Origin of the sequence: Mameliella sp. CS4 (genome assembly GCF_019392335.1) — a bacterium.
In the GTDB taxonomy this organism is placed as follows: domain Bacteria; phylum Pseudomonadota; class Alphaproteobacteria; order Rhodobacterales; family Rhodobacteraceae; genus Antarctobacter.
On sequence record NZ_JAHXRQ010000001.1, the window covers coordinates 508,255 to 534,238 of the forward strand.

Annotated in this window: 28 protein-coding genes; 8 read left to right on the forward strand and 20 right to left on the reverse strand. The window is 64.8% G+C overall.

The window, feature by feature from the left end:
- Positions 1–109 precede the first annotated feature (109 nt).
- Genes KZZ07_RS02355 through KZZ07_RS02370 form a run of 4 tightly spaced genes read right to left on the reverse strand, consistent with a single transcriptional unit; the run spans position 110 to position 2,410 of the window.
- Positions 110–541: a MarR family winged helix-turn-helix transcriptional regulator gene (locus KZZ07_RS02355; protein WP_219512012.1), complete on the reverse strand. Its 432-nt coding sequence runs from the start codon at positions 539–541 to the stop codon at positions 110–112.
- Entirely contained in the window at positions 538–1,371 is an 834-nt protein-coding gene (locus KZZ07_RS02360) for a carbon-nitrogen hydrolase family protein (RefSeq protein ID WP_219512014.1), read from the reverse strand. Before KZZ07_RS02360 ends, KZZ07_RS02355 begins: the two co-directional genes overlap by 4 nt.
- The gene (gene grxC, locus KZZ07_RS02365; RefSeq protein WP_219512015.1) at positions 1,371–1,628 is read right to left on the reverse strand and encodes a glutaredoxin 3; all 258 of its coding nucleotides are present in this window, start codon (positions 1,626–1,628) and stop codon (positions 1,371–1,373) included. Before grxC ends, KZZ07_RS02360 begins: the two co-directional genes overlap by 1 nt.
- Before the next feature lie 38 nt (positions 1,629–1,666).
- Positions 1,667–2,410, reverse strand: a complete 744-nt coding sequence (locus tag KZZ07_RS02370; RefSeq protein ID WP_255564110.1) for a ComF family protein — start codon at positions 2,408–2,410, stop codon at positions 1,667–1,669.
- Here KZZ07_RS02370 and KZZ07_RS02375 point away from each other — a divergent pair, their 5' ends adjacent.
- Both KZZ07_RS02375 and hemH read left to right on the forward strand, forming a co-directional pair.
- The gene (locus tag KZZ07_RS02375; RefSeq protein ID WP_219512016.1) at positions 2,411–3,229 is read left to right on the forward strand and encodes a methyltransferase domain-containing protein; all 819 of its coding nucleotides are present in this window, start codon (positions 2,411–2,413) and stop codon (positions 3,227–3,229) included. It abuts the gene before it with no gap.
- A 55-nt stretch (positions 3,230–3,284) separates the two neighbouring features.
- Entirely contained in the window at positions 3,285–4,349 is a 1,065-nt protein-coding gene (gene hemH, locus KZZ07_RS02380) for a ferrochelatase (RefSeq protein ID WP_219512017.1), read from the forward strand.
- 112 nt (positions 4,350–4,461) lie between these two features.
- Here the strand turns inward: hemH and KZZ07_RS02385 are convergent, their stop codons facing one another.
- Positions 4,462–4,662 carry a hypothetical protein gene (locus KZZ07_RS02385; RefSeq protein ID WP_043142766.1) on the reverse strand — a complete coding sequence of 67 codons (201 nt, stop codon included), beginning with the start codon at positions 4,660–4,662 and terminating at the stop codon, positions 4,462–4,464.
- Positions 4,663–4,810: 148 nt separating this feature from the next.
- Positions 4,811–5,407 carry a L,D-transpeptidase gene (locus KZZ07_RS02390; protein WP_219512018.1) on the reverse strand — a complete coding sequence of 199 codons (597 nt, stop codon included), beginning with the start codon at positions 5,405–5,407 and terminating at the stop codon, positions 4,811–4,813.
- Between the two features lie 167 nt (positions 5,408–5,574).
- Here KZZ07_RS02390 and dalA point away from each other — a divergent pair, with 167 nt between their 5' ends.
- The gene (gene dalA, locus KZZ07_RS02395; RefSeq protein ID WP_219512019.1) at positions 5,575–6,150 is read left to right on the forward strand and encodes a divisome-associated lipoprotein DalA; all 576 of its coding nucleotides are present in this window, start codon (positions 5,575–5,577) and stop codon (positions 6,148–6,150) included.
- A 77-nt stretch (positions 6,151–6,227) separates the two neighbouring features.
- On the opposite strand, the gene KZZ07_RS02400 is transcribed toward dalA, so the two are convergent.
- The 9 genes from KZZ07_RS02400 to hslO form a co-directional block, all read right to left on the reverse strand.
- Positions 6,228–6,719 carry a L,D-transpeptidase family protein gene (locus KZZ07_RS02400; RefSeq protein ID WP_219512021.1) on the reverse strand — a complete coding sequence of 164 codons (492 nt, stop codon included), beginning with the start codon at positions 6,717–6,719 and terminating at the stop codon, positions 6,228–6,230.
- A 34-nt stretch (positions 6,720–6,753) separates the two neighbouring features.
- Positions 6,754–7,566 (reverse strand): ion transporter, encoded by an 813-nt coding sequence (locus KZZ07_RS02405; protein WP_219512023.1) that lies wholly within the window; start codon positions 7,564–7,566, stop codon positions 6,754–6,756.
- Positions 7,567–7,570: 4 nt separating this feature from the next.
- Positions 7,571–8,800 carry a class I SAM-dependent RNA methyltransferase gene (locus KZZ07_RS02410; protein ID WP_219512025.1) on the reverse strand — a complete coding sequence of 410 codons (1,230 nt, stop codon included), beginning with the start codon at positions 8,798–8,800 and terminating at the stop codon, positions 7,571–7,573.
- Positions 8,801–8,875: 75 nt separating this feature from the next.
- Positions 8,876–10,708, reverse strand: a complete 1,833-nt coding sequence (locus KZZ07_RS02415; RefSeq protein WP_219512026.1) for an ABC transporter ATP-binding protein — start codon at positions 10,706–10,708, stop codon at positions 8,876–8,878.
- Positions 10,705–12,567 (reverse strand): ABC transporter ATP-binding protein, encoded by a 1,863-nt coding sequence (locus KZZ07_RS02420; protein ID WP_219512027.1) that lies wholly within the window; start codon positions 12,565–12,567, stop codon positions 10,705–10,707. Before KZZ07_RS02420 ends, KZZ07_RS02415 begins: the two co-directional genes overlap by 4 nt.
- Positions 12,567–14,411: an ABC transporter ATP-binding protein gene (locus tag KZZ07_RS02425; RefSeq protein WP_219512028.1), complete on the reverse strand. Its 1,845-nt coding sequence runs from the start codon at positions 14,409–14,411 to the stop codon at positions 12,567–12,569. Before KZZ07_RS02425 ends, KZZ07_RS02420 begins: the two co-directional genes overlap by 1 nt.
- Positions 14,412–14,586: 175 nt before the next feature.
- The gene (locus KZZ07_RS02430) at positions 14,587–15,750 is read right to left on the reverse strand and encodes a CCA tRNA nucleotidyltransferase (RefSeq protein WP_219512029.1); all 1,164 of its coding nucleotides are present in this window, start codon (positions 15,748–15,750) and stop codon (positions 14,587–14,589) included.
- Entirely contained in the window at positions 15,747–16,349 is a 603-nt protein-coding gene (locus KZZ07_RS02435) for a CoA pyrophosphatase (RefSeq protein WP_219512030.1), read from the reverse strand. Before KZZ07_RS02435 ends, KZZ07_RS02430 begins: the two co-directional genes overlap by 4 nt.
- Entirely contained in the window at positions 16,346–17,344 is a 999-nt protein-coding gene (gene hslO, locus KZZ07_RS02440) for an Hsp33 family molecular chaperone HslO (RefSeq protein ID WP_219512031.1), read from the reverse strand. Before hslO ends, KZZ07_RS02435 begins: the two co-directional genes overlap by 4 nt.
- Positions 17,345–17,422: 78 nt before the next feature.
- On the opposite strand from hslO, the gene KZZ07_RS02445 reads away from it, so the two are divergent.
- On the forward strand, positions 17,423–17,860 hold the full coding sequence (locus KZZ07_RS02445) for an NUDIX domain-containing protein (protein WP_219512033.1): 438 nt from the start codon (positions 17,423–17,425) through the stop codon (positions 17,858–17,860).
- 5 nt (positions 17,861–17,865) lie between these two features.
- Here the strand turns inward: KZZ07_RS02445 and KZZ07_RS02450 are convergent, their stop codons facing one another.
- Positions 17,866–19,146 (reverse strand): PP2C family protein-serine/threonine phosphatase, encoded by a 1,281-nt coding sequence (locus tag KZZ07_RS02450; RefSeq protein WP_370631057.1) that lies wholly within the window; start codon positions 19,144–19,146, stop codon positions 17,866–17,868.
- A 208-nt stretch (positions 19,147–19,354) separates the two neighbouring features.
- On the opposite strand from KZZ07_RS02450, the gene KZZ07_RS02455 reads away from it, so the two are divergent.
- Positions 19,355–19,690, forward strand: a complete 336-nt coding sequence (locus KZZ07_RS02455; RefSeq protein ID WP_219512034.1) for a histidine kinase — start codon at positions 19,355–19,357, stop codon at positions 19,688–19,690.
- Between the two features lie 8 nt (positions 19,691–19,698).
- On the opposite strand, the gene KZZ07_RS02460 is transcribed toward KZZ07_RS02455, so the two are convergent.
- The 3 genes from KZZ07_RS02460 to KZZ07_RS02470 are packed head-to-tail and all read right to left on the reverse strand — an operon-like array spanning position 19,699 to position 22,511.
- A complete protein-coding gene (locus KZZ07_RS02460; protein ID WP_219512035.1) occupies positions 19,699–20,508 on the reverse strand; it encodes an SDR family NAD(P)-dependent oxidoreductase in 810 nt (269 codons plus the stop codon).
- Positions 20,508–21,734 (reverse strand): threonine ammonia-lyase IlvA, encoded by a 1,227-nt coding sequence (ilvA, locus tag KZZ07_RS02465; RefSeq protein ID WP_219512036.1) that lies wholly within the window; start codon positions 21,732–21,734, stop codon positions 20,508–20,510. The genes KZZ07_RS02460 and ilvA overlap by 1 nt, the downstream gene beginning before the upstream one ends.
- A gap of 36 nt (positions 21,735–21,770) precedes the next feature.
- Complete coding sequence (locus KZZ07_RS02470) at positions 21,771–22,511, reverse strand: hypothetical protein (RefSeq protein WP_219512037.1); 741 nt, start codon at positions 22,509–22,511, stop codon at positions 21,771–21,773.
- 127 nt (positions 22,512–22,638) lie between these two features.
- Here KZZ07_RS02470 and KZZ07_RS02475 point away from each other — a divergent pair, with 127 nt between their 5' ends.
- Together KZZ07_RS02475 and KZZ07_RS02480 are read left to right on the forward strand one after the other, a co-directional pair.
- Positions 22,639–23,862, forward strand: coding sequence for an argininosuccinate synthase (locus KZZ07_RS02475; protein ID WP_219512038.1), 1,224 nt, complete (start codon positions 22,639–22,641; stop codon positions 23,860–23,862).
- Positions 23,855–24,280, forward strand: a complete 426-nt coding sequence (locus tag KZZ07_RS02480) for a DUF1810 domain-containing protein (protein WP_255564112.1) — start codon at positions 23,855–23,857, stop codon at positions 24,278–24,280. Before KZZ07_RS02475 ends, KZZ07_RS02480 begins: the two co-directional genes overlap by 8 nt.
- Before the next feature lie 140 nt (positions 24,281–24,420).
- On the opposite strand, the gene KZZ07_RS02485 is transcribed toward KZZ07_RS02480, so the two are convergent.
- Positions 24,421–24,834 carry a DUF7282 domain-containing protein gene (locus KZZ07_RS02485; protein ID WP_219512040.1) on the reverse strand — a complete coding sequence of 138 codons (414 nt, stop codon included), beginning with the start codon at positions 24,832–24,834 and terminating at the stop codon, positions 24,421–24,423.
- Between the two features lie 207 nt (positions 24,835–25,041).
- Here KZZ07_RS02485 and msrA point away from each other — a divergent pair, with 207 nt between their 5' ends.
- Positions 25,042–25,692 (forward strand): peptide-methionine (S)-S-oxide reductase MsrA, encoded by a 651-nt coding sequence (msrA, locus tag KZZ07_RS02490; protein WP_219512041.1) that lies wholly within the window; start codon positions 25,042–25,044, stop codon positions 25,690–25,692.
- Positions 25,693–25,984: the final 292 nt, after the last annotated feature.

Consider the following 25,984-nt stretch of genomic DNA (forward strand, 5'->3'; position numbering starts at 1 on the left):
ACTCCCCCCGGAGGTATTTTTTGGCCCAAAGAAACATGGGCGCGGGCTGGGTCTTCTTTGGGCGCCGAAATACTCCGGGGGAGTCCCGCAGAGACGGGTGCAGCGCCCCCTATTCTTCCAGCCGCAGCCGCAACTCGCGCAGAACGGGCAGCGCGGCGCGCACGCGGTCCTCGCCCAGATCGCCCAGCATCTCCTCGATCAGAGGCGTGATGGCGACCAGCGCCGCCTCGCGCGCCGAGCGGCCCGCCGGAGAGATCGAGACCAGCTTGCGCCGGGCATCGTCCCAGTCGGGGCGGATGTGGACGTAGCCCGCGATTTCCAGCTTTGACAGCGTATTGGTCATCGCGCCACGGGTAACGTGGAAGGCCCGCGCCAGTTGCGCCGGGGTCTTTTCACCCCCCCGGGCAAGGTGATTCAGCACCGAGAAATGCGAGATTTCCATGCGGTTCGGCAGCACCTTGGTCAACCGCGCGCGCAACAACTGATCCGCGGTCAGCAGTTCGGAGAAAAGCGATATGGCAAGACCGCTGGCGTCGCTCATGCCGGTCCCTCGAACCTGCGGTCATGGGTCAGGGCCGGCACCTTGCGCCGCGCCTCATCGACCGCGCCCATGTCGAGGTCGACGCAGAACACTCCCGGTTCGGTGCCCGCGTCCAGCAGCACCTCGCCCCAGGGAGATATCACCATCGTATGGCCATATGTCTTGCGTGCCCGGCCCGCCTTTGCCGCGTGCTGGCCCGACTGGGCCGGCGCCAGGACGTAACAGCCTGTCTCGATCGCGCGGGCCTGCAACAGCGGTTGCCAGTGCATCGGGCCGGTGCCCGGCGAAAAAGCCGCCGGGACGGTCAGCACCTGCGCCCCCGCCTGCGCCAGTGCGCGGTAGAGATAGGCGAACCGGACGTCATAGCAGATGCTGAGACCGATATTCGCCAAGGGCGTCCGCGCCAGAACCGCCCGCCCGCCGGGCGCATAGCCCGAGGATTCGCGGTAGGTCTCTGTCTCGGAGACCTGCACATCGAACATGTGCATCTTGTCGTAGCGCGCGGCGATGTCGCCATCCGGCGCAATCAGGAAGGACCGGTTGACGAAACGCGTTTCCGGGGGTTCCGCCTTTTGCGCCAGCGATCCCGCCAGAACCCAGATCCCCAGATCCGCCGCCGAGGCGCGCAAACCGGCCAGCACCTCGTCCTCATCCTCGGGGCGCAGCACCTCTGCCTGGTGCGCGCGGTCCATCGAGACACAGTTGCAGACCTCGGGCGTCAACGCGATCTGCGCGCCTTCACCCTGCGCGAGGGACAACATCCCCCGCATCGTGGCCAGGTTCTCTGCCGGATCGTCCGACGAGGTCATTTGCAACAGCGCGGCTCGCATCAGGTTGCCAGCAGAGGGTCCAGCTTGCCCTGCCGTTCCAGCGCCGCAAGTTCATCGTAACCACCGACGTGGGTTTCCCCGATGAAAATCTGCGGCACGGTGTGGCGACCGTGGGCACGGTCCATCATCTCGGACCGGCGGGTCGGCTCTTCCAGCACGTTGATGCCGGAATAGTCGACACCCTTGCTGTCAAGCAGCCGCTTGGCCGCGTGGCAATAGCCGCAGAGCGGCGAATAGTACATTTCGACCGGTTGCATCTCGGTCCTCCAGATCGTTCGTGCGTATGCTCTGGGACTTATGCGTCTTTGGCCGCGCGCGCCAGTACGCTGACACAAACCTCTGTTGCACCAGCCGCAAGACAGGCCTCTGACGCGGCGGCCAATGTCGCACCGCTGGTCATGACATCATCGACGATCAGCACCGGGCGTCCTTCGATCATCGGGCGGCGCCAGTCGGGCACGCGGATCATGCCGTCGAGCGCGGTAAACCGTTCCTCGCGGCTTTTGCCTTCGAGACTGGGCGTGGGCCTGACCCGTTCCAGCGCGTCAGGACACCAGTCAAGCTCCAGATCCCGCGCCAACGCCTCTGCCAGCAGGGCGGACTGGTTGTAGCGCCGTTTCAGGTGGCGCCTGACATGCAGGGGCACCGGCACCGCCAGCATGTTGTCCCGGATCAGCCCGCGTGTGACCCGTGCCATCCATTTCGCCGCCGGGCGCGCGATGTCGTGCCGGTCGCCGTGTTTCAACGCCAGAACCATGCGCCGGCCCCGGTCACGATAGACCAGCGCCGCGCGCCCGTGGCGCCAGGGGCGTGCGATGCTCAGACAATCGTCGCAATGTTCCGCCCGGTCGGACTGACCCGGCAGGGGCACGCCGCAGAGATCGCAGGACAGGCCGGATATGAACGGCGTATCCCGCCAGCAGGTCCCGCAAAGGCCGAAATCCGTTTCCACCAGCCCGCCGCAGGCCAGGCAGCGCGGCGGATAGACCATCTGCACCAGGGTTTGCATCCCCGTCGACCACAGCCTATGAGCCAACATATGCCCAATCCTCCCCGTCTCACCGACCGGCACGCCCTGACCCTGCATCGCGCCCGCGCACGCGAGGAGGCGCTGTTCCTGCACGAGGCCGCGCGCGACGACGCGCAGGATCGTCTCGCGATGGTTAACAAGGGGTTTACAGAAGTGGCCGTGGTGACGCCTTTCCCGCAGGTCTGGCAGTCCTCTTTCCCCGACGCGACACTCGTCGCGGACGCCGAGGTGCTGGACCTGACAGAGGGCGCGCATGATCTGGTGATCCACGCGCTCTGCCTGCACTGGGCCGACGACCCGGTGGGCCAGATGATCCAGTGCCGCCGCGCGCTGCGGCCCGACGGGCTGTGTCTGGTGCTGACGCTGGGCGGACAGACCCTGCACGAGTTGCGCGCCGCGCTGGCCCAGGCGGAAACCGAGGTCACCGGCGGGCTGTCGCCCCGCGTGGCCCCGATGGGCGAGATCCGCGACCTGGGCGCGCTGTTGCAGCGCGCGGGGCTTGCGCTGCCGGTGGCCGATTCCGCGCCGCTGACCGCCAGCTATGCCACACCGTTTCACCTGATGCGCGAGTTGCGCGCAATGGGCGAGAACAACGCGCTGGAGGGCCGCCTGCGCCATCCCACCCGCCGCGCCGTCCTGTTGCGCGCGGCCGAGATCTATGCCCAGGAGTTCACCCTGCCAGACAGCCGCGTGCCCGCGACATTCGAGATCATCACGCTGACCGGATGGGCGCCCGATGCCTCGCAGCCACAGCCGCTGCGTCCCGGATCCGCCGCCCAGCGCCTGGCTGATGCGCTGAATACCTCGGAAACGCCTTTGAAAGATTGACGCAGTGCAGAACGACGATACATCCAGCCAAACGCGTGATCACGGGACAGACATCATGCTTGACGCCACCACTTCCGCCAAACGTCCGGCCCATGCCCCCGACGACCATCCCAGCCTCCCGCGCGAGCGCGTGGGCGTGCTGCTGGCCAACCTGGGAACGCCGGACAATTACGACTATTGGTCGATGCGCCGCTACCTGAACGAGTTCCTCTCGGACCAGCGTGTGATCGACTATCCCAAGTGGAAATGGCAGCCGCTGCTGCAACTCATCATCCTGACCAAACGCCCCTTCAGTTCGGGCGAGGCCTACAAGTCGATCTGGAACGAGGAGGCGGGGGAAAGCCCGCTGATGACCATCACAAAGGACCAGACCGCCGCCATCGCGCAGAAGATGGCCGACCGCTACGGCGATCAGGTCAAGGTCGATTTCTGCATGCGCTACGGCAATCCGTCGACGCAGTCCAAGGTCCGCGAGATGGTCGAGGCGGGGTGCCACAAGATCCTGTTTTTCCCGCTCTATCCGCACTACGCCGGCGCCACTTCCGCCACCGCGAACGACCAGTTCTTTCGCGCGCTGATGCAGGAGAAATGGCAGCCGACCGCGCGGGTCGTCGACCCCTATTTCGGCCACCCGATGTATATCGAAGCGCTGGCCCAGTCGATCGAACGTGCCTACGCGCAGGCCGAATCGCGCCCCGACATCCTGGTCTGTTCCTACCACGGGGTGCCGAAACGCTACCTGCTGGAGGGCGATCCCTACCATTGCCAGTGCCAGAAGACGACTCGCCTCCTGCGCGAGCGTCTGGGCTGGGACGAGACCGAGATCACCACCACTTTCCAGAGTCGATTCGGCCCCGAGGAGTGGTTGAAACCCTACACTGTGGACGAGGTCGCCCGGCTGGCGAAAGAAGACGGCAAGAAACACATCGCCGTCTGCGCCCCGGCCTTTTCGGCCGACTGCATCGAGACGCTCGAAGAGATCAACGAAGAGATCAAGGAGAGCTTTGAAGAGGCGGGCGGCGAAGAGTTCACCTATATTCCCTGCCTCAACGACGACCCGGCGCATATCGACGCCCTGTCGCAACTGATCGAGGAAAACCTGGGCGGCTGGGTCTCCTGACCTGGCCAAGCTCACGGTTTCGTTAGCTAATCACCGTGTGCACCGGACCCCGGAAATGAAAAAGGCGGTGCCGTCGCACCGCCTTTTTACATGATCTTGCGACCGTCGACGATTAGTCGGCGGCAACAGCTGCGATGATCGCGATGAGCAGCAGCGGGATCAGGAGACCAGCGGAGGACGATGCCTCTTGGGTTTCTTCCACGACCACGACGGGTTCCATAACCACTTCGTCCTTGGCGTACGACTTGTACGAACCGGCGAATGCGGTGGTTGCTGCACCAGCGAAAACGGCTGCGAGAGCGAGTTTTTTCATGTTTCTTCTCCAGATATTCGCCTACCGTGGCCACTATTGAACACACGACAGGCACCCAAGACTTACCTCGTATCCCTGTCTAAGCAGTAATTCAGAGGCTTTGCAATTGGTTCTTGGGCGCCTGATTTTGCGGTCCGCCCCTATGTCGTCAAATTAGCAACACCTGCGTTCCGACGTAGGCCATCTCGTACAGTTGTTCGATGTGTTCGTTGTACAGGCCGATACATCCGTTCGACGAACGGCGCCCGATCTTGCGGGTGTCGTGGGTGCCGTGGATCCGGTAATAGGTCCAGCTCAGGTGCAGGGCACGGGTGCCCAGGGGATTGTCCGGACCGGGGCCGACATAGTCCGGCCATTCCGGGTTGCGCCGCTTCATCGCCGGTGTCGGACGCCAGTCTGGGTTGGGGTCCTTCAGCACAACGCGGGTACGGCCACGCCGGGTCAGGTCCTCTGTCACCGGGACCGACGACGGGTACAGGTAATAGCTGCCGTCCTCGCGCCAGAAGTGCAGCGCCCGCGACGAGATGTCGACAAGGATCGCGCCCTTTTTGAGGTTGCTGAAGTAGTCCTTCCACTCCAGGGTCCGAAAGCTCGAGATGTTACGGCGCACGACATTCGTCACGTTGCGCTCGATCTCGGTGGTTCCGTCGTTCACGTTCTGTGCCAGTGCGGGTGTGCCGATCAGCGCCGCGCCGCCGGCGAGGAACGCGCGGCGGTCAAAGGGTCTTCCTACCGGTTTCGTCATGCTGCATTGTCCTCGGGGGTGTGTATCCTGTTGCACATAATATGGCTCGAATGCCTCAGTCGCAATTCAAACACCTGTCAATATGCCGACTCACGCCGATGTGGGTTTGATCGGCAACGCGTCCTTCGCTAAGGCAGGGTCAAACGAAGAGTCCAAGAGCAGTCCAGATGAACCGTCGCGCCTTTATCGCCCTGTCCGCCTCCGCTGCCGCGGCGGCCTGCACCACCACCCCCACCGGGAGCAGCACCGAACCCCGCCTGGGGCCGGACGGCAAGCCGTTGCCGGAGGTCTATCGCATCTCTTCTGTCGGACGTGGCCGAATCCAGTACCGGATGCTCGATTCGGTCAATGCACTACGCAAAAGCGCCGGCGCCCCGGAACTGCAACTGGACTCCAAGCTGAACGCCGCCGCCGAAACCCACGCTCGCGACATGTCGGTGCAGAACCGGCCCTGGCACTTCGGATCGGACGGCTCTTCGCCGATCGACCGCGTGCGCCGCGTCGGCTACCAGGGCCACCTCGTGGGCGAAACGCTGTCGGAAACCTATGAGACGGAGCTGGAAACCCTGGCCGCCTGGATGCAACAGGAAAGCACACGCACCGTGATCCTGGATCCTGCCGCGCGCGACCTGGGGTTTGCCTGGCACCAGGAATCCAACGGCAAGATCTGGTGGACGATGGTGCTTGGCGCCCCCGGCAATGCCGGCCCGACCCCCAGCGGAACACCCCCCGCCGCAAGCTGACCGACGTCGCTCTCAGGGCCAGCGCAGGATATCGCTGACCCCGTCCCGGGCCTGACCCGGGACCTCTGCGCGCAGGATCAGGGCGTGATCGTGATCGGGGTGCCGTTATTCACCATTGAATAGATCTGGCGAATTTCGCGGTTGGTCACGGCGATACAGCCCGCCGTCCAGTCCCGTCCGCCCTTGCGGTACTTCCACGGGCGGCCGTGGATAAAGATGTCGCCTCCCGGACTCTTGCCCAGGTCCTTGGCCTCGGCGCGGTCGTCATGGTTGGGATAGGACACACCGATCGACAGGTAGAACTCGCTGTTCGGATTGCGCCGGTCGATGATGTAGCTGCCTTCGGGCGTCTTGCCGTCACCCTCGATCTTCTTGTCGCCGTTCGGCGCGAATCCCAGACCGATGTCGTAGGATTCCAGCACCTCATCATGGTGAATCAGGTGCATTCGGCGTTCACCCTTGTCCACAAGGACATGGGTCACCTCCGGTCCGTTGTAGGTGGGAAACTTGCCGCATCCCGCCACCGTCAGACCCAGGGCCATCAGTAGGACCAGCCTGAGAATCGTCATTTCACTGCCTCGTTTCGTTTTGCCGCAGTGTATCTCAGTCGCCCTGTTTTGCGTAGCTCACGTTTTCGCCATCGCCCGCCCGCGCGGCAAGCCGCTGCTCGATCGCCACCAGCCGGGCCAGCACCTCATCCCGGTAGGCATCGGTGGCAATCGTATCCTCCTCGTGGTGGGCATCCTGCATCGAGTTCACGATCAGACCCACCAGCAGGTTCACCACGGCAAAGGTCGTGACCATGATGAAGGGCACGAAAAACACCCAGGCGTAGGGATAGACCTCCATCACCGGGCGCACGATCCCCATCGACCAGCTTTCCAGCGTCATGATCTGGAACAGCGAATAGGCCGACAGGCCAAGGTCGCCAAACCACTCCGGGAAACTGTCGCCGAACAGCTTCGTCGCCATGACGCTGCCGATGTAAAAGATGATCGCCATCAACAGGAAGACGCTGCCCATGCCCGGCAGGGCGGTGACGAACCCCTCGACCACGCGGCGCAGACGGGGGGCCACGGAAATCACCCGCAGCACCCGCAGGATGCGCAAAGCCCGCAGCACCGACAGCCCCTGCCCGCCCGGCACCAGCGCGATACCCACGATCAAGAAGTCGAAGACATTCCATCCATTGCGAAAGAACCGGGCCCCGCGGGCCAGCAGCTTGGCCGCGATCTCGACGACAAAGACCGCAAGACAGAGCTTGTCGAGGGCAATGATCAGCGTGCCATACCGGGCCATCAACACCTCAGATGTCTCCATCCCGAGGACAACGGCGTTCAGGATGATGACGGCGATGATGGCATTCTGCACGCGGGGCGCATCGACGATGGCCCCGACGCGGGCGCGAAAACTCATGGGTTCAATTCTCCAGCTGCAATGCGGCGACCAGTTCCACATGGGTGGACCAGCGGAACTGGTCAACCACCCGCAGCCAGTCGAGGCGATAGCCCGCCGCCACCAGCTGCGCACAGTCGCGTGCGAAGGTCACCGGGTTGCAGGACACATGGGCGATGCGCGGCACGCGGGCCCGCGCCAGCTCGGCCACCTGGGCCTCTGCGCCCGCGCGCGGCGGGTCGATCACCGCGCCGTCAAAGCGTTTCAGCTCATCCGGCAACAGGGGATTTCGGAACAGGTCGCGCGCCTCGGTCGTGACATGGCGCAGCCCCTGCCCCTGGCGCCACCCCTTGTCCAGCGCGGCGGTCATGGCCCGGTCGCCTTCGACCGCGTGGACCTTCGCGCGTTCGGCCAGCGGCAAGGCAAAGGTGCCGCAGCCCGCAAACAGGTCGGCCAGGTGTTTTGCCCCCTCCAGCGCCTCCAGCACACCCGCCAGCAGCGCGTCCTGCCCGGTCTGCGTCGCCTGCAGGAAGGCACCCGGCGGCGGTGTCACAAGGGCCGTACCAAACTGCTGGTGCGGCGGGCGCAGGGTCAGCACCTCATCGCCCCAGGCCAGCCGGGCCAGCCCTTCGCCCTGCGCGATATTGGCCAGTTCGACCCGCAGCGCATCGTCCACCGGCTTGCCGCCCCTCACCATGACGTCCAGCCCCGACAGGCTTTCTGTCACCAGAACGGACATCTCTCCCTTGCGCGAGGCGCCTGCTACCGCCAGCCGCTCCACCATCGGCAGCGCGGCCGACAACGCAGGCGTCACCAACTGGCAGTCCGGCACCGCGACGATCACGTCAGAGGCCTTTTGGTGGAACCCCGCCAGCGCGCCCTTCTTTGTGCGGCGCACGGAAAAGGCCGCCCGCCGTCGCGACCGCGCGGGAGAGGTCACCGTGTCGCGCATCGGGCAGGCCAGCCCCTGCGCCTCCAGCGCGCGGCGCACCACGTCTTCCTTCCAGCCGGTGACAAAACCATCGGCGGCGTGCTGCAACTGACAGCCGCCGCAGGATTTCGCATGCCGGCACGGCGGCGAGACCCTCTCGACCGAAGGCGTCACGATCCTCGGCGCCGCCATGACCGAATTGGAAACCTCGCCCGTGACCACCTCGCCCGGCAGAACACCGGGCACATAGATGGGCCCCGGTGCGATTCCGTCGCCGTGGTGGCCCAGACGTTCGATGGTCACTTCCTGCGCGCCCTTGGACATGCGCGACCCCCTGCTGCTTCTTCTCTCTGAAAATACTCACTATCCGGCGCTGGCCAAACAGACCAGAACCCGGCGTCACTCGGCGGCCTCGGCCCCGATGAACCCGCCCGACTGGCGTTCCCAGTAGCGGGCATAAAGCCCGCCCTGCGCCAGAAGTGCCTCATGGCTGCCTTCCTCGACGATCCGGCCCTGGTCCAGCACCAGGATCCGGTCCATCTGGGCGATGGTCGACAGCCGGTGCGCGATGGCCAGAACGGTCTTGCCGCGCATGACCTCGCCCAGCGCGTCCTGGATTTCCGCCTCGATCTCGCTGTCCAGCGCGCTGGTCGCCTCGTCCAGCACCAGAACCGGCGCGTCCTTGAGGATGGCGCGCGCCAGCGCAATCCGCTGGCGTTGTCCGCCCGAGAGTTTGACCCCCCGTTCGCCCAACCGCGCGGCATAACCCAGGTTGCCCTTGTGGTCCGACAAGTCCTGGATGAACTCATGCGCCGAGGCGCGGCGCGCGGCCTCGAACACCTCTTCGTCCGTCGCCTCCGCCCGGCCATAGCGGATGTTTTCCAGCGCCGAACGGTTGAACATGGCCGTTTCCTGCCGGACGACAGAAATCTGACGCCGCAGCGCCTGCTGGGTCAGGTCGCGGATATCCATGCCGCCCATCAGGATGCGCCCCTGTTCCACGTCATAAAGCCGCAACAGCAAGGAGACGGCGGTGGATTTCCCCGCGCCCGAGGCGCCCACCAGCGCCACCTTTTCCCCCGGCGCGATGGTCAGGTCGAACCCGGACAGCGCATGCCCCTCGCCGCCATAGGCAAAGCCCACGTGGTCGAACCGGATCTCGCCCGGCTCGGCCCGCGATGCGGCGGCGGGGCGGTCGGTGATCTCATGCCCGGGCGTCAGCGTGCCGATCCCGTCCTGCATCTCTCCGATGTTGGTAAAGATCGACATGGCCACGCGGCCCAGCCGGTTGGTCAGCATCGACAGGCGGGTCGTGACCATCGCCGTCACCGCGATGTCACCCGCCGTCGCCGTGCCGATGCTGTAGAGGTAAAGCGCACCCAGGATCGACACCACAGGCAGGATGCCCCCCAGCGTCATCAGCACCATGCGAAAGACCGCCGACAGCTCACCGAAATCCAGAGCGCGGGCGCGGTAATGGTCCAGCGCCGCGTGCGTGGCCGCGTCCTCGTCATCGTCGCGGGCAAACAGCTTGACCGTGGCGATGTTGGAATAGGTATCGACAATCTGCCCGGTGACGGCGGTCCGCGACCCCGCCCGCGCCGCCGAAAGGCGCCGCACGCGCGGGATGAAATAGCGCAGCGCCATTGCATACAGAACCGCCCAAAGCGCAAAGACACCCAGCAGCCAGGGATCGATCGACCCCAGCAGAAAGAACGCCCCGATGAACATCGCCAGCGCGTAGACAACCACATCCGTGGTTTCGAGCACGAGATCAGTCAGCGCGCGCGAGACCTGCAGCGCCTTCTGGCTGAGCCGCCCGGCAAAATCATTCTCGAAGAACCGCATCGAATGGCCAAGGACATGGCTGTTCAGCCGTTGCAGCACCATCGGAAACAGGTTCGGCCCCAGCATCACGCCCGAGACACCGGCGTCAAAGACGAAGATCAGCGGCCGGATCAGCAGGAAGAAAGCCAGACCAAAGAGGATCAGCCACCAGAACGGCTCCCAGAAGGCGCCCGGCCCTGTGGCTTCGGCGCCGTCGATCACCCAGCCGGTGAAACGCGCCGCCACCAGTTCGGAAATCCCGGTCATCGCGGTGACGACAACCGCCAGCAGGATCGGCTTTTCCGCGCCCTTCAGCGCCCAGCGCGCAAAGGCCCACAGGCCCTGCGGCGGCGCCCCGTCCGCCGGCTGGAACGGGTCGATCTTTGGCAGCATGCGTCGGATCATTCCGCCGCCTCCACCGCGTCTTCGCCCAGGAAACCGCCGGACTGCCGGTCCCAGTAGCGGGCATAGAGGCCCTTCTTTTCCAAAAGCTCGTCATGGGTGCCCTGTTCGGCGATGCGCCCGTCGTGCAGGACAACGATCCGGTCCATGCTGGAAATCGTCGACAGACGGTGCGCGATGGCCAGCACGGTCTTGCCCTCCATCACCCGGCCCAGCGCGTGCTGGATCGCGGCCTCGACCTCGCTATCGAGCGCGCTGGTGGCCTCGTCCAGCACCAGGATCGGCGCGTCCTTGAGGATGGCACGAGCCAGCGCGATGCGCTGTCGCTGCCCGCCGGACAGTTTCACGCCGCGTTCGCCCAGATAGGCGCCATAACCGGTGCGACCGCGGAAATCCTCCAGCTCCAGGATAAAGTCATGCGCCTCGGCGCGCTTCGCGGCCTCGATCACCTCGGCCTCTGTCGCGTCGGGGCGGCCATAGCGGATATTGTCCAAGGCCGAGCGATTGAACATGGCGGTTTCCTGCGTGACCATGCCGATCTGGCTGCGCAAGCTGGCCTGGGTAACGCCGGACACATCGGTGCCGTCGATCCGCACCTGCCCGCTTTCGCTGTCGTACAGCCGCAAAAGCAGCGACAAGAGCGTGGATTTGCCCGCGCCCGAGGCCCCGACAATGGCCAGCTTTTCACCCGGATGGATGGTCAGGTCGATGCCCGACACGCCGCCCGTCCGCCCGCCATAGGCGAAATGCACATTGTCAAAGGTGATCTCGCCCTTTGTCACCTGCAGGTCGCTGGCGCCGGGCCTGTCCGTCAACGCGTGCGACACGCTGAGCGTGGTCATCCCGTCCTCGACCTCGCCCACGTGGCCATAGATCACCATCAGGGTAAAGCTGATCCAGCCGGTCATCTGCGCCAGCCGGATCGTCACCGCGCCCACGGCGGCAATGTCACCGGGCGAGACACCCGCGCTGCGCATCGCGATGGCGGTGCCCACCATGATGACGGGCAGCAGCCCGGCGATAAAGATCAGGCCAAGGCGAAAGGCGGTGGTCGCCTCGCCGAAATTCAGCGTCTTGCCACGCAGGTTTTCCATCTCTCCCAGCGCGCGGCGATCCTCTTGCATGTCCCCGGCGAACAGCTTGACCGTCTTGATGTTGGAAATCGTGTCCACCACCTGCCCGGTCACCATCGCCTGCGCCTCGGCCCGCGCGGCGGACCGGCGGCGGATGACCGGCAGCATCACCCGCAGGAAGGCAAGGTAGAGCGCAAACCATCCCGCCAGAAGCAGCAGCATCCCCGGATGGATCGAGGCCAGGAGGACGGCGGTGCCGATGACCGTCGCCAGGCCAAATGTCACGGCATTGACCGTCTCGATCACGATTTCCGTCAGCGAGCGTGCGGCCTGCACCATCTTTTGCGCGATGCGGCCCGCGTAATCGTCGTCGAAGAAGGTGACCGACTGGCCGATGGTCCAGCGGTAGAGCCGCGCCAGCACCAACTTGAAGATATTGGGCCCGATCATCACCGATTGCGTCAGCGCCAGCCCACCGAACAGCAGCGGACGCGCCACCAGCAAGAGCCCGACCGCCAGCGCGATCAGCCCCAGGTGATCGGTCAGGAAACCGTTCTGCACCGGCCCGGCCACCGCGTCGACCACGCGGCCCAGCAGGTACATCGACAGCACCTCTGTCACGCCGGCCAAGACGGAAATCGCGACACCCAGCCAGATGATCACGCCGCCACCCTGCAAGGCCCAGGAGATGAAGGGACGCAGACGGTCGGGCGGCATGCCTTCGGCCTGCCGCTCCGGGTCGATCAGGTTGCCCGCGCGCGCGATCAGTTTCTGGAAAAGTGCCTGCATTACTCCGCTGCCTGCGTGTCCGGATCAAGGAAACCGCCCGATTGGCGTGCCCAGAAACTGGCATATAGCCCGCCCTTGGCCAAAAGCGCGTCATGACTGCCCTCTTCGGCAATCCGCCCTTCGTCCATGACAAGGATACGGTCCATCTGGGCGATGGTCGACAGGCGGTGGGCGATGGCGATCACTGTCTTGCCCTGCATCATGCCATAAAGCGTGTCCTGGATTGCCGCCTCGACCTCACTGTCCAGCGCGCTGGTCGCCTCGTCCAGCAGCAGGATCGGTGCGTTTTTCAGGATCACCCGCGCCAGCGTGACCCGCTGCCGCTGTCCGCCCGAGAGTTTCACGCCGCGTTCCCCCACATGGGCGTCGTAACCCGTGCGGCCCTGCGGATCTTCGAGGTCCAGGATGAAGTCATGCGCCTGCGCCTGTTTCGCGGCCTCCAGCATGTCCGCCTCGCTGGCATCGGGGCGTCCGTACAGGATGTTGTCGCGCACCGACCGGTGCAGAAGCGCCGAATCCTGCTGCACCATGCCGATGTTCAGCCGCAGGCTGTCCTGCGTGACGGTGGAAATCTCCTGCCCGTCGATCAGGATGCGGCCCTTTTCCACGTCGTAGAACCGCAACAGCAGCTTGACCAACGTCGACTTGCCCGCGCCTGACCGGCCCACAAGGCCGATCTTTTCGCCCGGCGCGATGGTCAGCGAGATATCGTCGAGACCGCCGGTCCCGCGCCCGTAATGGTGGCTGAGGTGGTCGAGGCGAATCTCGCCCTGGGTCAGCTTCAGGGGCTTCGCCTTTGGTGAATCGACCAGCGTGATCGGTTGGGCAATCGTCTCCATCCCCTCGGCCACGACGCCAAGCTGGCGAAAGAAGGTGGTCAGTGCCCACATGATCCAGCCGGTCATCGCGTTCAGCCGCAGGGTCAGCGCGGTTGCCGCCGCCACCGCCCCGGTCGAGGCGGCGCCCTGCATCCACAGCGCAATCGCCCAGCCGACGACGCCGACGATGAGCAATCCGTTCAGGATCATCAGCGCCAGGTCCATGATCGTGTACAGCCGCATCTCAACCTGGAAGGTCTGGCGCGTGTCCTCGATCGCCTCCTTGGCGTAGTCCAGTTCCCGCGAGTGATGCGCGAACATCTTGACAGAATGGATATTGGTATAGCTGTCCACCACCCGGCCCGTGACCTTGCTGCGCGCGTCCGAGGCCGCCTTGGACGCCGGGCCGACCCGCAGGATGATCCAGCGCATCAGCACCGCATACAGACCGAACCAGACCACCAGCGGGATCATCAGCCGCGGGTCCGCATCGCCCAGCAGCACCATCGCCCCCACGAGGTAGGCCAGCGAAAAGGTGATCGCATCGAAGACCTGGAACACCGCCTCGCCCGCCGCCGGGGGCGTCTGCATGATGCGGTTGGCGATGCGCCCGGCGAAATCGTTCTCGAACCAACCGACTGACTGGCGCAGCACATGCGCGTGCGACCGCCAGCGGATCAGCGTGCCAAAGTTGGGCATCACCGCGTTGTTGAGCAGCAGAACGTCCAGCACCTGGATCGCGGGCCGCAGGAGCAGGATGAAGATAGCCAACCAGATCAGCGCGGTACCATGCAGCTGCCAGACCTGTGAGGGATCGCCGGACAGGATATCGACGACCCAACCCATCGCCCAGATCAGCCCGACCTCGACCGCGGCCACGATCACCGACATCAAGGTGGCAAGGACAAACAGCCGCCGGAACGGCTGGGCGTAGTCCATCAGGAAGGGCAGCAGGCGCTGCGGTGGGGTATCCTTTTTCGGATAGGGACCGTAGGGATCGACGAGGTTTTCAAAGAAACGGAACATACCGGGCGCTCCTTGGAGCATTTTGACAATGATTAAGGGTAAAGCGGGGCTGCCTGTGGCCGACCCGCGCGTGCAGACCGGCTCAGGCGAAGCTGATCAGGATCCTGTCACGCACCATCATGTCTCCCGGGAATTACATGAGTCGATCATGTATTAGGCCAGAATTTCCGGCCTGTCACCCCTCGTCTAGCCAGTTCCGCAGGGCCGGACCATCGGGCGCGAAATCCTGCGCAATCCAGTGATCTTCGGCGCGCCGCAACGCCTCGCCCAGCGCGGCGCCTTGATACTCTGGCATCAAGTGCTTGGCCTTCAAGGGGAATTTCGCCTGCGCCCCACGCGACAGATGTTCCGGCAGATCCGGCGGAACCGGCATCCCCAGGCTGGCGGCGCGCAGGACCATCACGGTCCGGGCCGACTGGCTTCCGTGGCGGTAGGCCAATTCCGCTGGCCCCTCCGTCCCGGACATGTGCGTGTGGTAAAGGTCCAGTTCGCGCTGCTGGGACTTTGACAGGCGCAAGGCAGCCCCGTCGAAATAGCCCATGACCGCCATGCGGGCCATCGGATCTGGCGCCATGCCCTGATCCGCCTCGTGCACCAGGTAGGGGCCCAGCGCCGTGATGCCCGCCCCGGGCAGGACATGGGCCAGCACGCCCAGCCGCTCCATCACCGAAACGGACACCAGCGGGTCGGGCGCCTTCAACAGCTTGACCAGTTCCGCGCCGACCCGCTCACGCGACAGCACATCCAGCCCGTCGATATTGGCGGCAATGGCGGCCAGCGCCTCGGGGTCCATCCCTGCCTCGGGATCGCCGTACCAAGCGGAAAACCGGAAGAACCGCAGGATGCGCAAATAGTCCTCGCGGATGCGGGTGTCCGCGTCGAGGATAAAACGGAAGTGCCGCGCCTCAAGGTCCGGCAGCCCGTCCAGCGGATCGACCAGCGTGCCGCGCCGGTCGGCATACAGCGCGTTCATGGTGAAATCGCGCCGCACCGCGTCCTCGTGGACATCATCGGCAAAGCGCACCACGGCCCGTCGGCCATCGGTTTCCACATCGGCACGAAAGGTCGTGACCTCGAATCCCTCGCCGTCGGCGACCACCGTCACCGTGCCGTGGTCGATCCCCGTGGGCACAACCTTCAATCCGGCGGCTTTTGCGAGGTCCATCACCCGTTCCGGACGCGCGTCCGTGGAAATGTCCACGTCGCTCACCGGCACATCCAGCAACGCGTTGCGCACGCAGCCGCCCACCGCGTAGGCAAGGTGGCCCCCATCTTCGAGCAGCGCCATGACCGTCTGTGTCGCGGGCGATTCGAGCCACTCTCCGGTGACGCGGGTCATGGCTGAACCCGCTCGGCCAGTGCGCGCAGCATCCGCGCCGTGGCACCCCAGATGTAATAGGGCCCGAAAGGCACCGTGTAGTACATCCGCCGCTGCCCGCGCCAGCGCCGCCATTGCACAGAAAATCGTTCCGGGTCAGTGACATGGCTAAACGGCACGGCAAAGACCTCGTCGACCTCGCCGGGTTCCGGCACCGGGTTGAAATCGCCATGTACCAGCCCGATCACAGGCGTCACCACAAAACCTGTCACCGTCTCATGCGGCGGCAGCGTGCCAAGAACCTCGACCTGGCCGGGGTTAAGGGCCACCTCTTCGTGTGCCTCGCGCAGGGCGGCGGCCACCTCGTCCGCGTCGCCGGGATCGACCTTGCCGCCCGGAAAGGCGATCTGGCCGGGGTGATGTTTCAACCGGCTGGAGCGTTTCGTCAGGATCAGGTCCAGCCCATCCGCACCGGGGCGAAAGGCCGCCAACACACCCGCCGGGCGCAACTTGCGTCCCTCGGGCAGCACAACCTTGGGATTCAGGTCGAAATCCGATGAGGGCGCCCCGGGCGCATCCGGCGCCCGGCGCAACCGCGCTTCCTGGTCAGATCGTGTCATTGGGCCGTGTCATCGGGATCATTCGCCTCGAACCCGACACTGGCCGGGTCCAGCGTGTAATGCGCGCCGCAGAACTGGCAATCCGCTGTCACCAGCCCCTCGTCCGTGGTCATCTTCTCGATGTCCTTGGCCGAGTAGATCGACAGGCTCTGCCGCACGCGGTCCTCGGAGCAGGTACACCCGAACCGCACCGGCTGAGCGTCGTAAACCCGCGGCTGTTCCTCGTGGAACAGGCGAAACAGCAAATCTGTCGGCGACAGGGTCGGGCCGATCAGCTCCATTTCCTCCAGCGTATGCAGGTGGCTGTTCACGCGGGTCCAGTTTTCCTGGTTGTCGCCACTCAGTAGGTCCTCGGCCTGCAACAGGCCCTTTTCGCCGGACCCGCCCTCATCACTGGCAAAGGGCGAGGCCTTGGGCATGTGCTGCAGCATGATGCCGCCCGCGCGCCAGTGTTCGGCGACGCCCGGTTCGGTCGACCGGCCATAGGACAGGGCAAAGGTGGTGGGCAGCTGTTCGGACTGGGCGAAATAGGCCGCCGCGCAATCCGACAGGCTGCTGCCCGCGATCGGGGTGATGCCCTGGTAAGGCTGCATGCCCTTGCCCTGGTCGATCAGGATCGCGAAATAACCCGATCCAAGCTGCTGGAACGGCGGCGCATCTGTGATCCGGTCGCGGTCGAAACTGGCGTAGGCGCGGATGCGCGCGGGCTGGCCCTCTTTCTCGGGGCCGAAATAGTCGGTGGCGATCATCCGCACCGGGCCATTCGTCTGCACCTGCAGCGAAAGTTTCCAGCGCAGCTTGATGGTCTGGCCGATCAGCGCCGTCAGCAGCGCCATCTCGGCCACCAGCGCCTCGACCGGGGCGGGGTAATCGTGCTGTTTCAGAACGCCGGACAGCACGCCGTCAAGCCGGGCGACCCGGCCGCGCATGTCCGAACGGTCAAGCTGAAAGGGCAGGACGGTGTCGTCCCAGGCGAGTATGTTGCCGATGCTCATGGGGTTTCCTTGTGTGCCTTTGGCTGGCATATCGCGACCATATAAGAGGAATGAACCCGGACGCAAAGGGGGCCAGGGATGACACCCAGGATCGGCACGCCGCCGGAACCCGGGCGGCGCTACACGCTGCGGCCCGGCGTCTATGCCATTCTGCCCCGCGCCGGGCGGCTTTTGCTGACGCTCCAGGCCGACCCGGGACCAGAGGTGCAACTGCCCGGTGGCGGCATCGACCCGGGCGAACAGCCGTTATTCGCCCTGCACCGCGAGGTTTTCGAGGAAACCGGCTGGCGAATCGCCCGGCCCCGCAGGCTGGGCGCGTTTCGGCGGTTCACCTTCATGCCGGAATACGATCTCTGGGCGGAAAAGCTGTGTGTGATCTACACGGCGCAGCCCGTGCGCCCGCATGGCCCCCCGACAGAGGCCGGCCATACCGCGATCTGGCGCAGCCCGGAGCAGGCCGTTGGCGAACTTGGCAACCGGGGCGACAGCAGCTTTGTCCGGCGGTTCTGCCTGTAGCGGCGTCAGGCCCGGGCATCCTTGAGCACGTCGAATTCCAGCAGCGCCGCAGAGACGTCATCACCCAGTTTGGCCGCGCTTTCCATCTGTTGGGTCAGGCGCCAGAACATATCCTCCAGCAGGTCCGGCCCGCTGCCGAAGCGCGCACTTTCGCGAAAGATCTCGACCAGGCCATCATCGCCCAGCATCTCGCCGTTCTTCATCACCGCCTCGGTGAATCCGTCGGAATAAAGCAGCAGGCGGTCCCCGGACTGCAGCTGAAAATCATGCTGATCATAGCTGACCTCGTCGACCAGCCCGATGGGCAGCCCGCCATCGCCGATGAAGTCATGGCTGCCGTCTGCCCGCAGCAACAGAGGCGGCGAATGTCCGGCCTGCACCATGCGCATCCGCCCCGAGGCAAGGTCGGCGGCGACATAGGCCATCGTCAGGTATTCCTCGACCCCGGGATCGGCCGCCAGCCTCTGATTCAGCAGCTGCGCCGTCTCTGCCGGTTCGCGCATGGCGTAAAACTGGTCGAACCGCCGTTCCAGGGCGACATTCTGTTCCGGGAAGGTCGACGACAGATATCCCGCAACCCGCGCCGTCACCATCGCCGAGGTGATACCGTGGCCCGAAACGTCGATACTATACAGCCCCAACCGCCCGAAGCCGGGCTTGAACACACCCACAAGATCGCCACCGACATGGCCGCAGGGCCTGAGCAGCAGGCTGACGCGTGAGGTCAGCACCTCGCAGATGCGTTCGGGGACAAGCGATTGCTGGATCGTCCGCGCCTGGCGCAGGTCATTGTCGATCGCCGTGTGAATCTCGCGCAGCTCCTCCAATGCGTCCGAAACCTGCCGGTTCTTTTCCGACAGTTGCCGTTCCATCGACACGATGCGTTCGCCGGCGGTGATGCGGGCGCGCAGTTCATGTGCATTGACCGGCTTGGTCAGGAAATCATCGGCGCCCGCGTCCAGCCCCTTGGCAATATCGTCCTTCTCGCTCTTGGAGGTGAGCAAAATGAAATAGCCATAGCCGTTCTGCGACAACTTCCTGAAATGGCGACAGAATTCCAGACCGGTCATGCCCGGCATCATCCAGTCCGACAGGATCAGGTCAGGTGGCGTGCGGCGTATGATTTCCAGCGCCTGGTGCCCGGAATCGGCGGTCATCACCTCGTACCCCCAGCGGCGGACCATCGTTTCGACCATCTTCAACTGTGCACGGCTATCATCGACCACCAGCACGCGCTGAATAGCGCCTGTCAGCCCGGACGGGATACTGGTGCTTTGGGTCTGCAATTCATGCCCCTGTTGGCGTTTCCAATGCCGCGGTTTCTAAGGTCAGCTCCTTAACGGCGCCTGAACGGTAAAATGCCCTGCATTCCCCTGTCGCCCGGGCACGAATGGAAAGGCTGCCTTTACCTGCGGTGGTTAGACAAGCCGCACGGGGCGGCCGTGGCCGCCTTGGTCTTTTTCTCACGCGGTGCCTGACGCAGGAGGTTTCGAGATGATTGATTGGTCACGTGTCGACGAACTGGTCGATGAAATCGGCGCCGAGGATTTCGCCGAGGTCGTCGATCTGTTCCTGGACGAGGTCGAAATCGCCATCGTCGCGCTGGAAAAATGCGAAGGCAATCCAGTGGTGACGGAGGAACAGATGCATTTCCTCAAGGGCGCCTCTCTGAACCTGGGATTCGCGGACCTGGCCGCACTCTGCCTGAAGGGAGAGAAATCCGCTGCCGCGGGCGCGCCGGACGCGGTCAGCCCCAAAGAGGTTCGCAACGCGTTCGAGGTCTCGCGCCGCAAGTTCGAACAGGATCTTCCCGGTCGGCTGGCCGCCTGACCGTGCATTCAGATCCGACGGTGCAGCTCTGACAGGTCACGCGGCGCACCATCGGCAAAGGCCTCGCGCCGCAACCGGCGCATGCCTGCGATCCAACGGTCCATGTCCGCCACACGGCGCCGGGCAAATTCCGCGGCCTCGGGATGGGGCAGGATCAGGAAACGCTCCTCTGTCAGCCCTTGCAGCACGCAATCGGCCACCGCCTCGGGGGTCAGGACACCCTCGGGCCACTCCGCGCCGTCTGCTTCGTATCCCAAAAGGGGCGTGGCCACGTACAACGGGCAAACGACAGAGACGCGAATACCCTCGTCGCCATGTTCGATCGCCAGCGATTGCGCCAGGCTGACGGCGGCGTGCTTGCTGGCCGAATAGGGCGCGTCGCCGATCTGTGACAGCAGCCCCGCCGCAGAGGCGACATTGACCAGCCAGCCCTCACCCCGTTTGCGCATCTCCGGCAAGACCAGCCGCGCGGCCCGCAGATGCGCCATGACATGCAGATCCCAGCTGTCCTGCCACTGGTCATCCGGGGCGCTGCAGGGTCCCTCCATCGCGCCCCGTGCAAACCCCGCGTTCGAGATCAGCATGTCGATCCCGCCCAGCGCCTCTTGCGCGCGGGACACCAGCCTGGCGATCTGCCCGGGGTCGCGCAGGTCCGCGGCAAAGGCCCCTGCCCCCAGGTCCCGCGCGACCGGATCCAGACCCGGCCCCGCCCGGTCCGTCAGGAACAACCGCGCGCCCTTTGCCGAAAGCGCACGCGCCAGCGCAAGGCCGATCCCCTGCGCCGCACCGGTCACCAGAACGCGCCGCCCGGCAAACATCAGATCACGAACTGGGCGAGGATCTCGTCCTCGGTGATGTCCTGGTAGGTGAACCCATGCGCGTCCAGCTGGTCGAACAGTTTCCGGAAATTCCCGGGCACCGAGGTTTCGATCCCGATCAGGACAGAGCCGAAGTTGCGCGCCGATTTCTTGAGGTATTCAAAGCGCGCGATGTCATCCTCCGGGCCAAGCAGGCCCAGGAAATCCTTGAGCGCGCCGGGACGCTGCGGCAGGCGCAGGATGAAATATTTCTTCACTCCGGAATAGCGCTGACCGCGTTCCTTGACCTCTGGCAGGCGTTCGAAATCGAAATTCCCGCCCGAGGTGATGCAGACCACGGTCCGCCCGGCGATCCCCTGCCCCAGGTCCTGCAGCGCATCGACCGACAAGGCCCCCGCCGGTTCCAGAACGATCCCTTCGACATTCAGCATTTCAAGGATGGTCAGGCACAGCCGATCCTCGTTGATGGTCAGCGAATTGGCCAGGCCCACACCCTTGAGCCGCTCGAAGGTCCGCTCGCCGATCCGGGCAACGGCAGCGCCATCGGCAAAGGTGTTGACCTCCGGCAGGGCCACGGGCCGCCCGGCCTGCAGCGCCGCCCGCAGACAGGCACCGCCCTGCGGTTCGACAAAGGTATATTGCACCGAATTGCCGAAATAGCTGAGCACGCCCGAGGACAGACCGCCCCCGCCCACCGGGATCACAAGGTGATCGGGGGCGCGGCCAAGCTGCTGTTCAATCTCGACCGCAACGCTGGCCTGCCCCTCGATCACGTCGTCATCGTCGAAGGGCGACAGGAAATGCCCGCCCTCCTGCGCGCAAAACGCCTGCGCCGCTTTCAGGCAATCGTCGAAATAATCCCCGATCAGGCGGATCTCGATCGCATCGCCGCCGAACATCCGGGTTTTCTGGATCTTCTGCTGCGGGGTCGTCACGGGCATGAAGATCACGCCCTGCACCCCGAAATGCCGGCACATGTAGGCCACGCCCTGCGCGTGATTGCCGGCAGAGGCACAGACGAAAAGGATCTCTCCCTCGGCCTTGCGCATGGCGTTGAAGGCCCCGCGCAGCTTGTAGCTGCGCACCGGGCTGAGGTCCTCGCGTTTCAGCAGCACCTCGGCGCCGAAGCGTTCGGAAAGATGGGCGTTGCGCAACAGCGGCGTCGGAGGAAACACCTCGCGCATGGCGGCCTCGGCGGCGCGGGCTTTTTCGGCGAAATCAGTCATCCGTCACAGTTGGCCCATGCCAGGGTGCTGCGCAAGTCAGTCGATGTCGCGGCCCTCGACACAGACACCGTAGAGCGTGGTCAGAATCGAGATCCCGATCATCGTCGCGAACCAGCCGACCACGACGCTGTAGACCAGGTTGATCAGCGAATGCGGATCGGGGTTCAGCATCGCGGGCAATTGCACCGCCACCACCATGCCGGTCGCGATCAGCGTCAGCACAAATACCGCTTCCTTGTCCTTGCTTGTGGCGGCCCAGGCCTCGCGCAGGGTCATCTTGCGGTCGATGGCCCCGGCGGGCAGCATCACCCCGAAGCGGAAGAACAGGTAAACCCCCAGCGCCACAACCATCAGCATCAGCGGCAGGCCCAGCGCGGGCGCCATTGCCATGACCGCCGTCACCGGGATCAGCGCGGCGATCAGTGCCACCACCACCAGCAGGGCGATCATCACCGACCGGCCCAGATAGGCCAGCACCAGCCCGCCGTGCCAGGGCGGCACCGCGCCTTCGGGTTCCTCTCCGGTCAGGACAAAACGGTGCCACGCCACGGCGATCCACAGGCTGGCGACAATCGCCAGGATCGAGGTCATCAGGACCATCAGCGCCATCCCCGGGCTGATCACCATCGCGGTCGCCCCCTGGGCCGGGGTCGCCAGCAGCACAAGCACCTGGTTCAGCGCCTGTACGGCGTACAGGACCGCCGACAGGCGAAAGGCCGCTTCGAGGTTGTTGAGCACCATGCGGAACGAATGTCTGAAAATCTGCCAGCCGCGCATGGCGCACCTTTCGTATCAATCTGCCTCAGGGCCTAGCACGCCGGCGGGCAAGGTCAACGCCCCTTCCTTGCAGGCCCCCGGAAAACAGGCTAATCCGCCCGCCAAACCGCCCCAGAGGACATGATCCATGACAGCGCCCAAAAAAGTTGTGCTCGCCTATTCCGGCGGCCTCGACACCTCGATCATCCTGAAATGGTTGCAGACGGAATACGGCTGCGAGGTGGTGACCTTCACCGCCGACCTCGGTCAGGGCGAAGAGCTGGAGCCGGCCCGCGAAAAGGCGCTGATGCTGGGGATCAAACCCGAGAACATCTACATCGAGGACGTGCGCGAGGAATTTGTGCGGGATTTCGTTTTCCCGATGTTCCGCGCCAATGCCGTCTACGAGGGGTTGTACCTGCTGGGCACCTCCATCGCCCGCCCGCTGATCTCCAAGCGGCTGGTCGAGATCGCCGAGGAAACCGGCGCCGACGCGGTGGCCCACGGCGCGACTGGCAAGGGCAATGACCAGGTGCGCTTTGAACTGAGCGCCGCCGCGCTGAACCCCGACATCAAGGTGATCGCCCCTTGGCGCGAGTGGGACCTGAATTCGCGTACCGCGCTGCTGGACTTTGCCGAAAAGAACCAGATCCCGATCGCCAAGGACAAGCGCGGCGAAGCGCCCTTCTCTGTCGATGCGAACCTGCTGCACACCTCGTCGGAGGGCCGCGTGCTGGAAGATCCGGCAGAAGAAGCGCCCGAATACGTGCACCTGCGCACCGTGAACCCCGAGGACGCGCCCGACACGCCCGAGGTGATCGAGATCACCTTTGAAAAGGGCGACGCCGTGGCGATCAACGGCGAGGCGATGTCCCCCGCCACCATCCTGACCGCGCTGAACGACTATGGCCGCAAGCACGGCATCGGGCGGCTGGACTTCGTCGAAAACCGGTTTGTCGGCATGAAGTCTCGCGGCATCTACGAAACCCCCGGCGGCACCATCCTGCTAGAGGCGCATCGCGGCATCGAACAGATTACGCTGGACAGCGGCGCAGGTCACCTCAAGGACAGCCTGATGCCGCGCTACGCCGAGCTGATCTACAACGGCTTCTGGTATTCGCCGGAACGCGAGATGTTGCAGGCGGCCATCGACACGTCCCAAGAACTGGTCTCTGGCACCGTCAAGCTGAAGCTCTACAAGGGCTCGGTCCGCTGCATCGGTCGCTGGTCGGAACAGTCGCTCTACTCCGAGGCGCATGTCACCTTCGAGGATGACGCCGGCGCCTACGACCAGAAGGACGCCGAGGGTTTCATCACCCTCAACGCCCTGCGCCTGCGCCTGCTGGCGGCGCGCAAACGGCGTCTTGGCTGAGCTTTCCGAATTCGTTGCGTCCCAGGCCCCGGTCTGGGACGACGTGCTGCGCGAGATGCGCGCGGGGCGGAAAACCTCTCACTGGATCTGGTGGGTCTTTCCGCAGCTGGCCATTCTGGGCCGCTCGCATCGCGCGCGGCATTTCGGGCTGTCCGGGCTGGACGGGGCCGCAGCCTATCTTGCCCACCCGTTGCTTGGCCCCCGGCTGGTCCAGGTCTCGCAACTTCTCCTGAGCCATGAAGACACCGATCCGGCGACCATTCTTGGCGCGGTCGACGCCCTCAAGGTGCGGTCCTGCATGACCCTGTTCGAGGCAGTCCCCGACGCGCCGGGGATCTTTGCCGAGGTGCTGGACCGGATGTATGACGCCACCCGCTGCCCGATCACGCGCGAGGCAATCGCAGGCAAGGCATCCTGAAACGCATGAAGGCCGCCCAGATCCGGGAAACCGGGACCTGGACGGCCTTTCACCGTGCCAAATACGCAGGCACGTCCCGACCGGAAAACCACCGGCGGGGCGCCGGGCCGGGGTTGAGACGGGGTGACCCGGCGCAACCCTTACTGGGCGGTGATGGTTGTCATCACCAGGTTGCCGTCCAGACGGATCGGGCCGTCTTCCTTGGCGCCCAGCGTGTATTCAAAGATGCCCGTGGTCATGCCACCGTCCTCGCCGTGAACCATGAGCATCAGCATGTCACCGGCGGCGACTTCTTCGGTCAGGATGGCGGCAACATCCATGTTTTCGCCCTTGCGCAGCGGCGCGTGGCCAACCACCGGACCCGGCTTCATGTCTGCGCCGGTGCGGTGCACGACCAGCCAGCCATTGGCGGGCGCAACGACCTTGCTGGCGGTAACGGCGCCCTCGGCAACGCTCTGGTCGGCGGCTTCGACCATCGGTGCCATGCCGTGGCCCCCGGCGAAGGCGGAGCCTGCTGCGAGGACAAGAGCGGCGGTCATAGTCTTGAAAGTCATGTATAGTCTCCCAGTTCTGCCGAGCGCCGGAAACATCATCTTTGGCGCTGGTATGGGTATTCACGAAGCCTCTCCGAAATAAGTTTCGGTCCGGATAAATTTTCTTTGGAAAAATCACGTCACGCTCACCTTCGGGTGAAACCGGCCCTTGGCGGATTGCCAGGCAGGGGGCCAGCGGGGCAGGCTCTGGCAAAAGGAGAACCCGCCATGCCCCGTCTCGTTTCCATCCGTCCTGCCCTGCTCTGTCTTCTGCTCACGCTTGGCCTGAGCGTTCAGGCCCAGGGCGCCCGTGCCGCCGAGATCATCGTAGCCGGCGGCTGTTTCTGGTGCGTCGAGGCGGATTTCGAAAAGGTCCGCGGCGTGGGCGAGGCCGTGTCCGGCTACACCGGCGGCCGCACGGCCAACCCGACCTACAAGCAGGTCAGCCGGGGCGGCACGGGCCATTACGAGGCGGTCAGCATCAATTTCAATCCCGGCACCGTCTCTGTTCGCCAGCTTTATGACCTGTTCTTCCGTTCGGTCGATCCGACCGACGCGGGCGGCCAGTTCTGCGACCGGGGCGAAAGCTATCGCACCGCGATCTTCTACACCGACGCCGCCCAGAAATCCGCCGCCGAGGCCGCCAAGGCGGATGCGGAAAAGGCGCTGGGGCAAAAGATCGTCACCCCGATCCTGCCCGCGAAACAATTCTACCGCGCCGAGGAGTACCATCAGGACTATTACAAGGGCAGCCAGCGCGTTGTGACCCGCTTTGGCATCGTCAAACAGCGCGATGCCTACAAGCGCTACCGCCAGGGATGCGGACGTGACCAGCGTGTCAAACAGCTTTGGGGCAATGCGGCGCCTTTCGTGAACTAACGTCCGGGCTGTGCCAGGGTCCGGCATCCTTTCTCCAGTCCTCCCGCTCACCTGACGTAGCAGGTGACCTGCAACAGACTGCAAGCACCGGATCGGAAACGGTCCGGTGCTTTCATGTTTTGCAAAGCGAATTGAAGAGAGGGAAAACGACGACTTTCACCACTACGAGCTACAATACGACCACCAGAACACTGGCCGGGGCAGAGCTTGGCGTTGTCACCGGGCTGACGGCGGATGATTTCGTGCTCTGACCTCGCCTGCCGGGCCCATTGGGGGCCGCGCGCCCTTGGGT

Bases quoted from the DNA above. Each gene is read 5' to 3' on its own strand.
- KZZ07_RS02425 (WP_219512028.1), bottom strand. From the start codon at position 14,411: ATGTTCCGTTTCTTTGAAAACCTCGTCGATCCCTACGGTCCCTATCCG.
- KZZ07_RS02445 (WP_219512033.1), top strand. From the start codon at position 17,423: ATGACACCCAGGATCGGCACGCCGCCGGAACCCGGGCGGCGCTACACG.
- KZZ07_RS02470 (WP_219512037.1), bottom strand. From the start codon at position 22,511: ATGCGCGGCTGGCAGATTTTCAGACATTCGTTCCGCATGGTGCTCAAC.
- KZZ07_RS02485 (WP_219512040.1), bottom strand. From the start codon at position 24,834: ATGACTTTCAAGACTATGACCGCCGCTCTTGTCCTCGCAGCAGGCTCC.
- KZZ07_RS02400 (WP_219512021.1), bottom strand. From the start codon at position 6,719: ATGACGATTCTCAGGCTGGTCCTACTGATGGCCCTGGGTCTGACGGTG.
- KZZ07_RS02375 (WP_219512016.1), top strand. From the start codon at position 2,411: ATGCCCAATCCTCCCCGTCTCACCGACCGGCACGCCCTGACCCTGCAT.
- KZZ07_RS02420 (WP_219512027.1), bottom strand. From the start codon at position 12,567: ATGCAGGCACTTTTCCAGAAACTGATCGCGCGCGCGGGCAACCTGATC.
- KZZ07_RS02385 (WP_043142766.1), bottom strand. From the start codon at position 4,662: ATGAAAAAACTCGCTCTCGCAGCCGTTTTCGCTGGTGCAGCAACCACC.
- KZZ07_RS02475 (WP_219512038.1), top strand. From the start codon at position 22,639: ATGACAGCGCCCAAAAAAGTTGTGCTCGCCTATTCCGGCGGCCTCGAC.
- KZZ07_RS02435 (WP_219512030.1), bottom strand. From the start codon at position 16,349: ATGACACGATCTGACCAGGAAGCGCGGTTGCGCCGGGCGCCGGATGCG.
- KZZ07_RS02370 (WP_255564110.1), bottom strand. From the start codon at position 2,410: ATGTTGGCTCATAGGCTGTGGTCGACGGGGATGCAAACCCTGGTGCAG.
- KZZ07_RS02355 (WP_219512012.1), bottom strand. From the start codon at position 541: ATGAGCGACGCCAGCGGTCTTGCCATATCGCTTTTCTCCGAACTGCTG.
- hemH (WP_219512017.1), top strand. From the start codon at position 3,285: ATGCTTGACGCCACCACTTCCGCCAAACGTCCGGCCCATGCCCCCGAC.
- ilvA (WP_219512036.1), bottom strand. From the start codon at position 21,734: ATGACTGATTTCGCCGAAAAAGCCCGCGCCGCCGAGGCCGCCATGCGC.
- KZZ07_RS02455 (WP_219512034.1), top strand. From the start codon at position 19,355: ATGATTGATTGGTCACGTGTCGACGAACTGGTCGATGAAATCGGCGCC.
- KZZ07_RS02430 (WP_219512029.1), bottom strand. From the start codon at position 15,750: ATGACCCGCGTCACCGGAGAGTGGCTCGAATCGCCCGCGACACAGACG.
- dalA (WP_219512019.1), top strand. From the start codon at position 5,575: ATGAACCGTCGCGCCTTTATCGCCCTGTCCGCCTCCGCTGCCGCGGCG.
- KZZ07_RS02360 (WP_219512014.1), bottom strand. From the start codon at position 1,371: ATGCGAGCCGCGCTGTTGCAAATGACCTCGTCGGACGATCCGGCAGAG.
- msrA (WP_219512041.1), top strand. From the start codon at position 25,042: ATGCCCCGTCTCGTTTCCATCCGTCCTGCCCTGCTCTGTCTTCTGCTC.
- KZZ07_RS02410 (WP_219512025.1), bottom strand. From the start codon at position 8,800: ATGTCCAAGGGCGCGCAGGAAGTGACCATCGAACGTCTGGGCCACCAC.
- hslO (WP_219512031.1), bottom strand. From the start codon at position 17,344: ATGAGCATCGGCAACATACTCGCCTGGGACGACACCGTCCTGCCCTTT.
- KZZ07_RS02405 (WP_219512023.1), bottom strand. From the start codon at position 7,566: ATGAGTTTTCGCGCCCGCGTCGGGGCCATCGTCGATGCGCCCCGCGTG.
- grxC (WP_219512015.1), bottom strand. From the start codon at position 1,628: ATGCAACCGGTCGAAATGTACTATTCGCCGCTCTGCGGCTATTGCCAC.
- KZZ07_RS02390 (WP_219512018.1), bottom strand. From the start codon at position 5,407: ATGACGAAACCGGTAGGAAGACCCTTTGACCGCCGCGCGTTCCTCGCC.
- KZZ07_RS02460 (WP_219512035.1), bottom strand. From the start codon at position 20,508: ATGTTTGCCGGGCGGCGCGTTCTGGTGACCGGTGCGGCGCAGGGGATC.
- KZZ07_RS02415 (WP_219512026.1), bottom strand. From the start codon at position 10,708: ATGATCCGACGCATGCTGCCAAAGATCGACCCGTTCCAGCCGGCGGAC.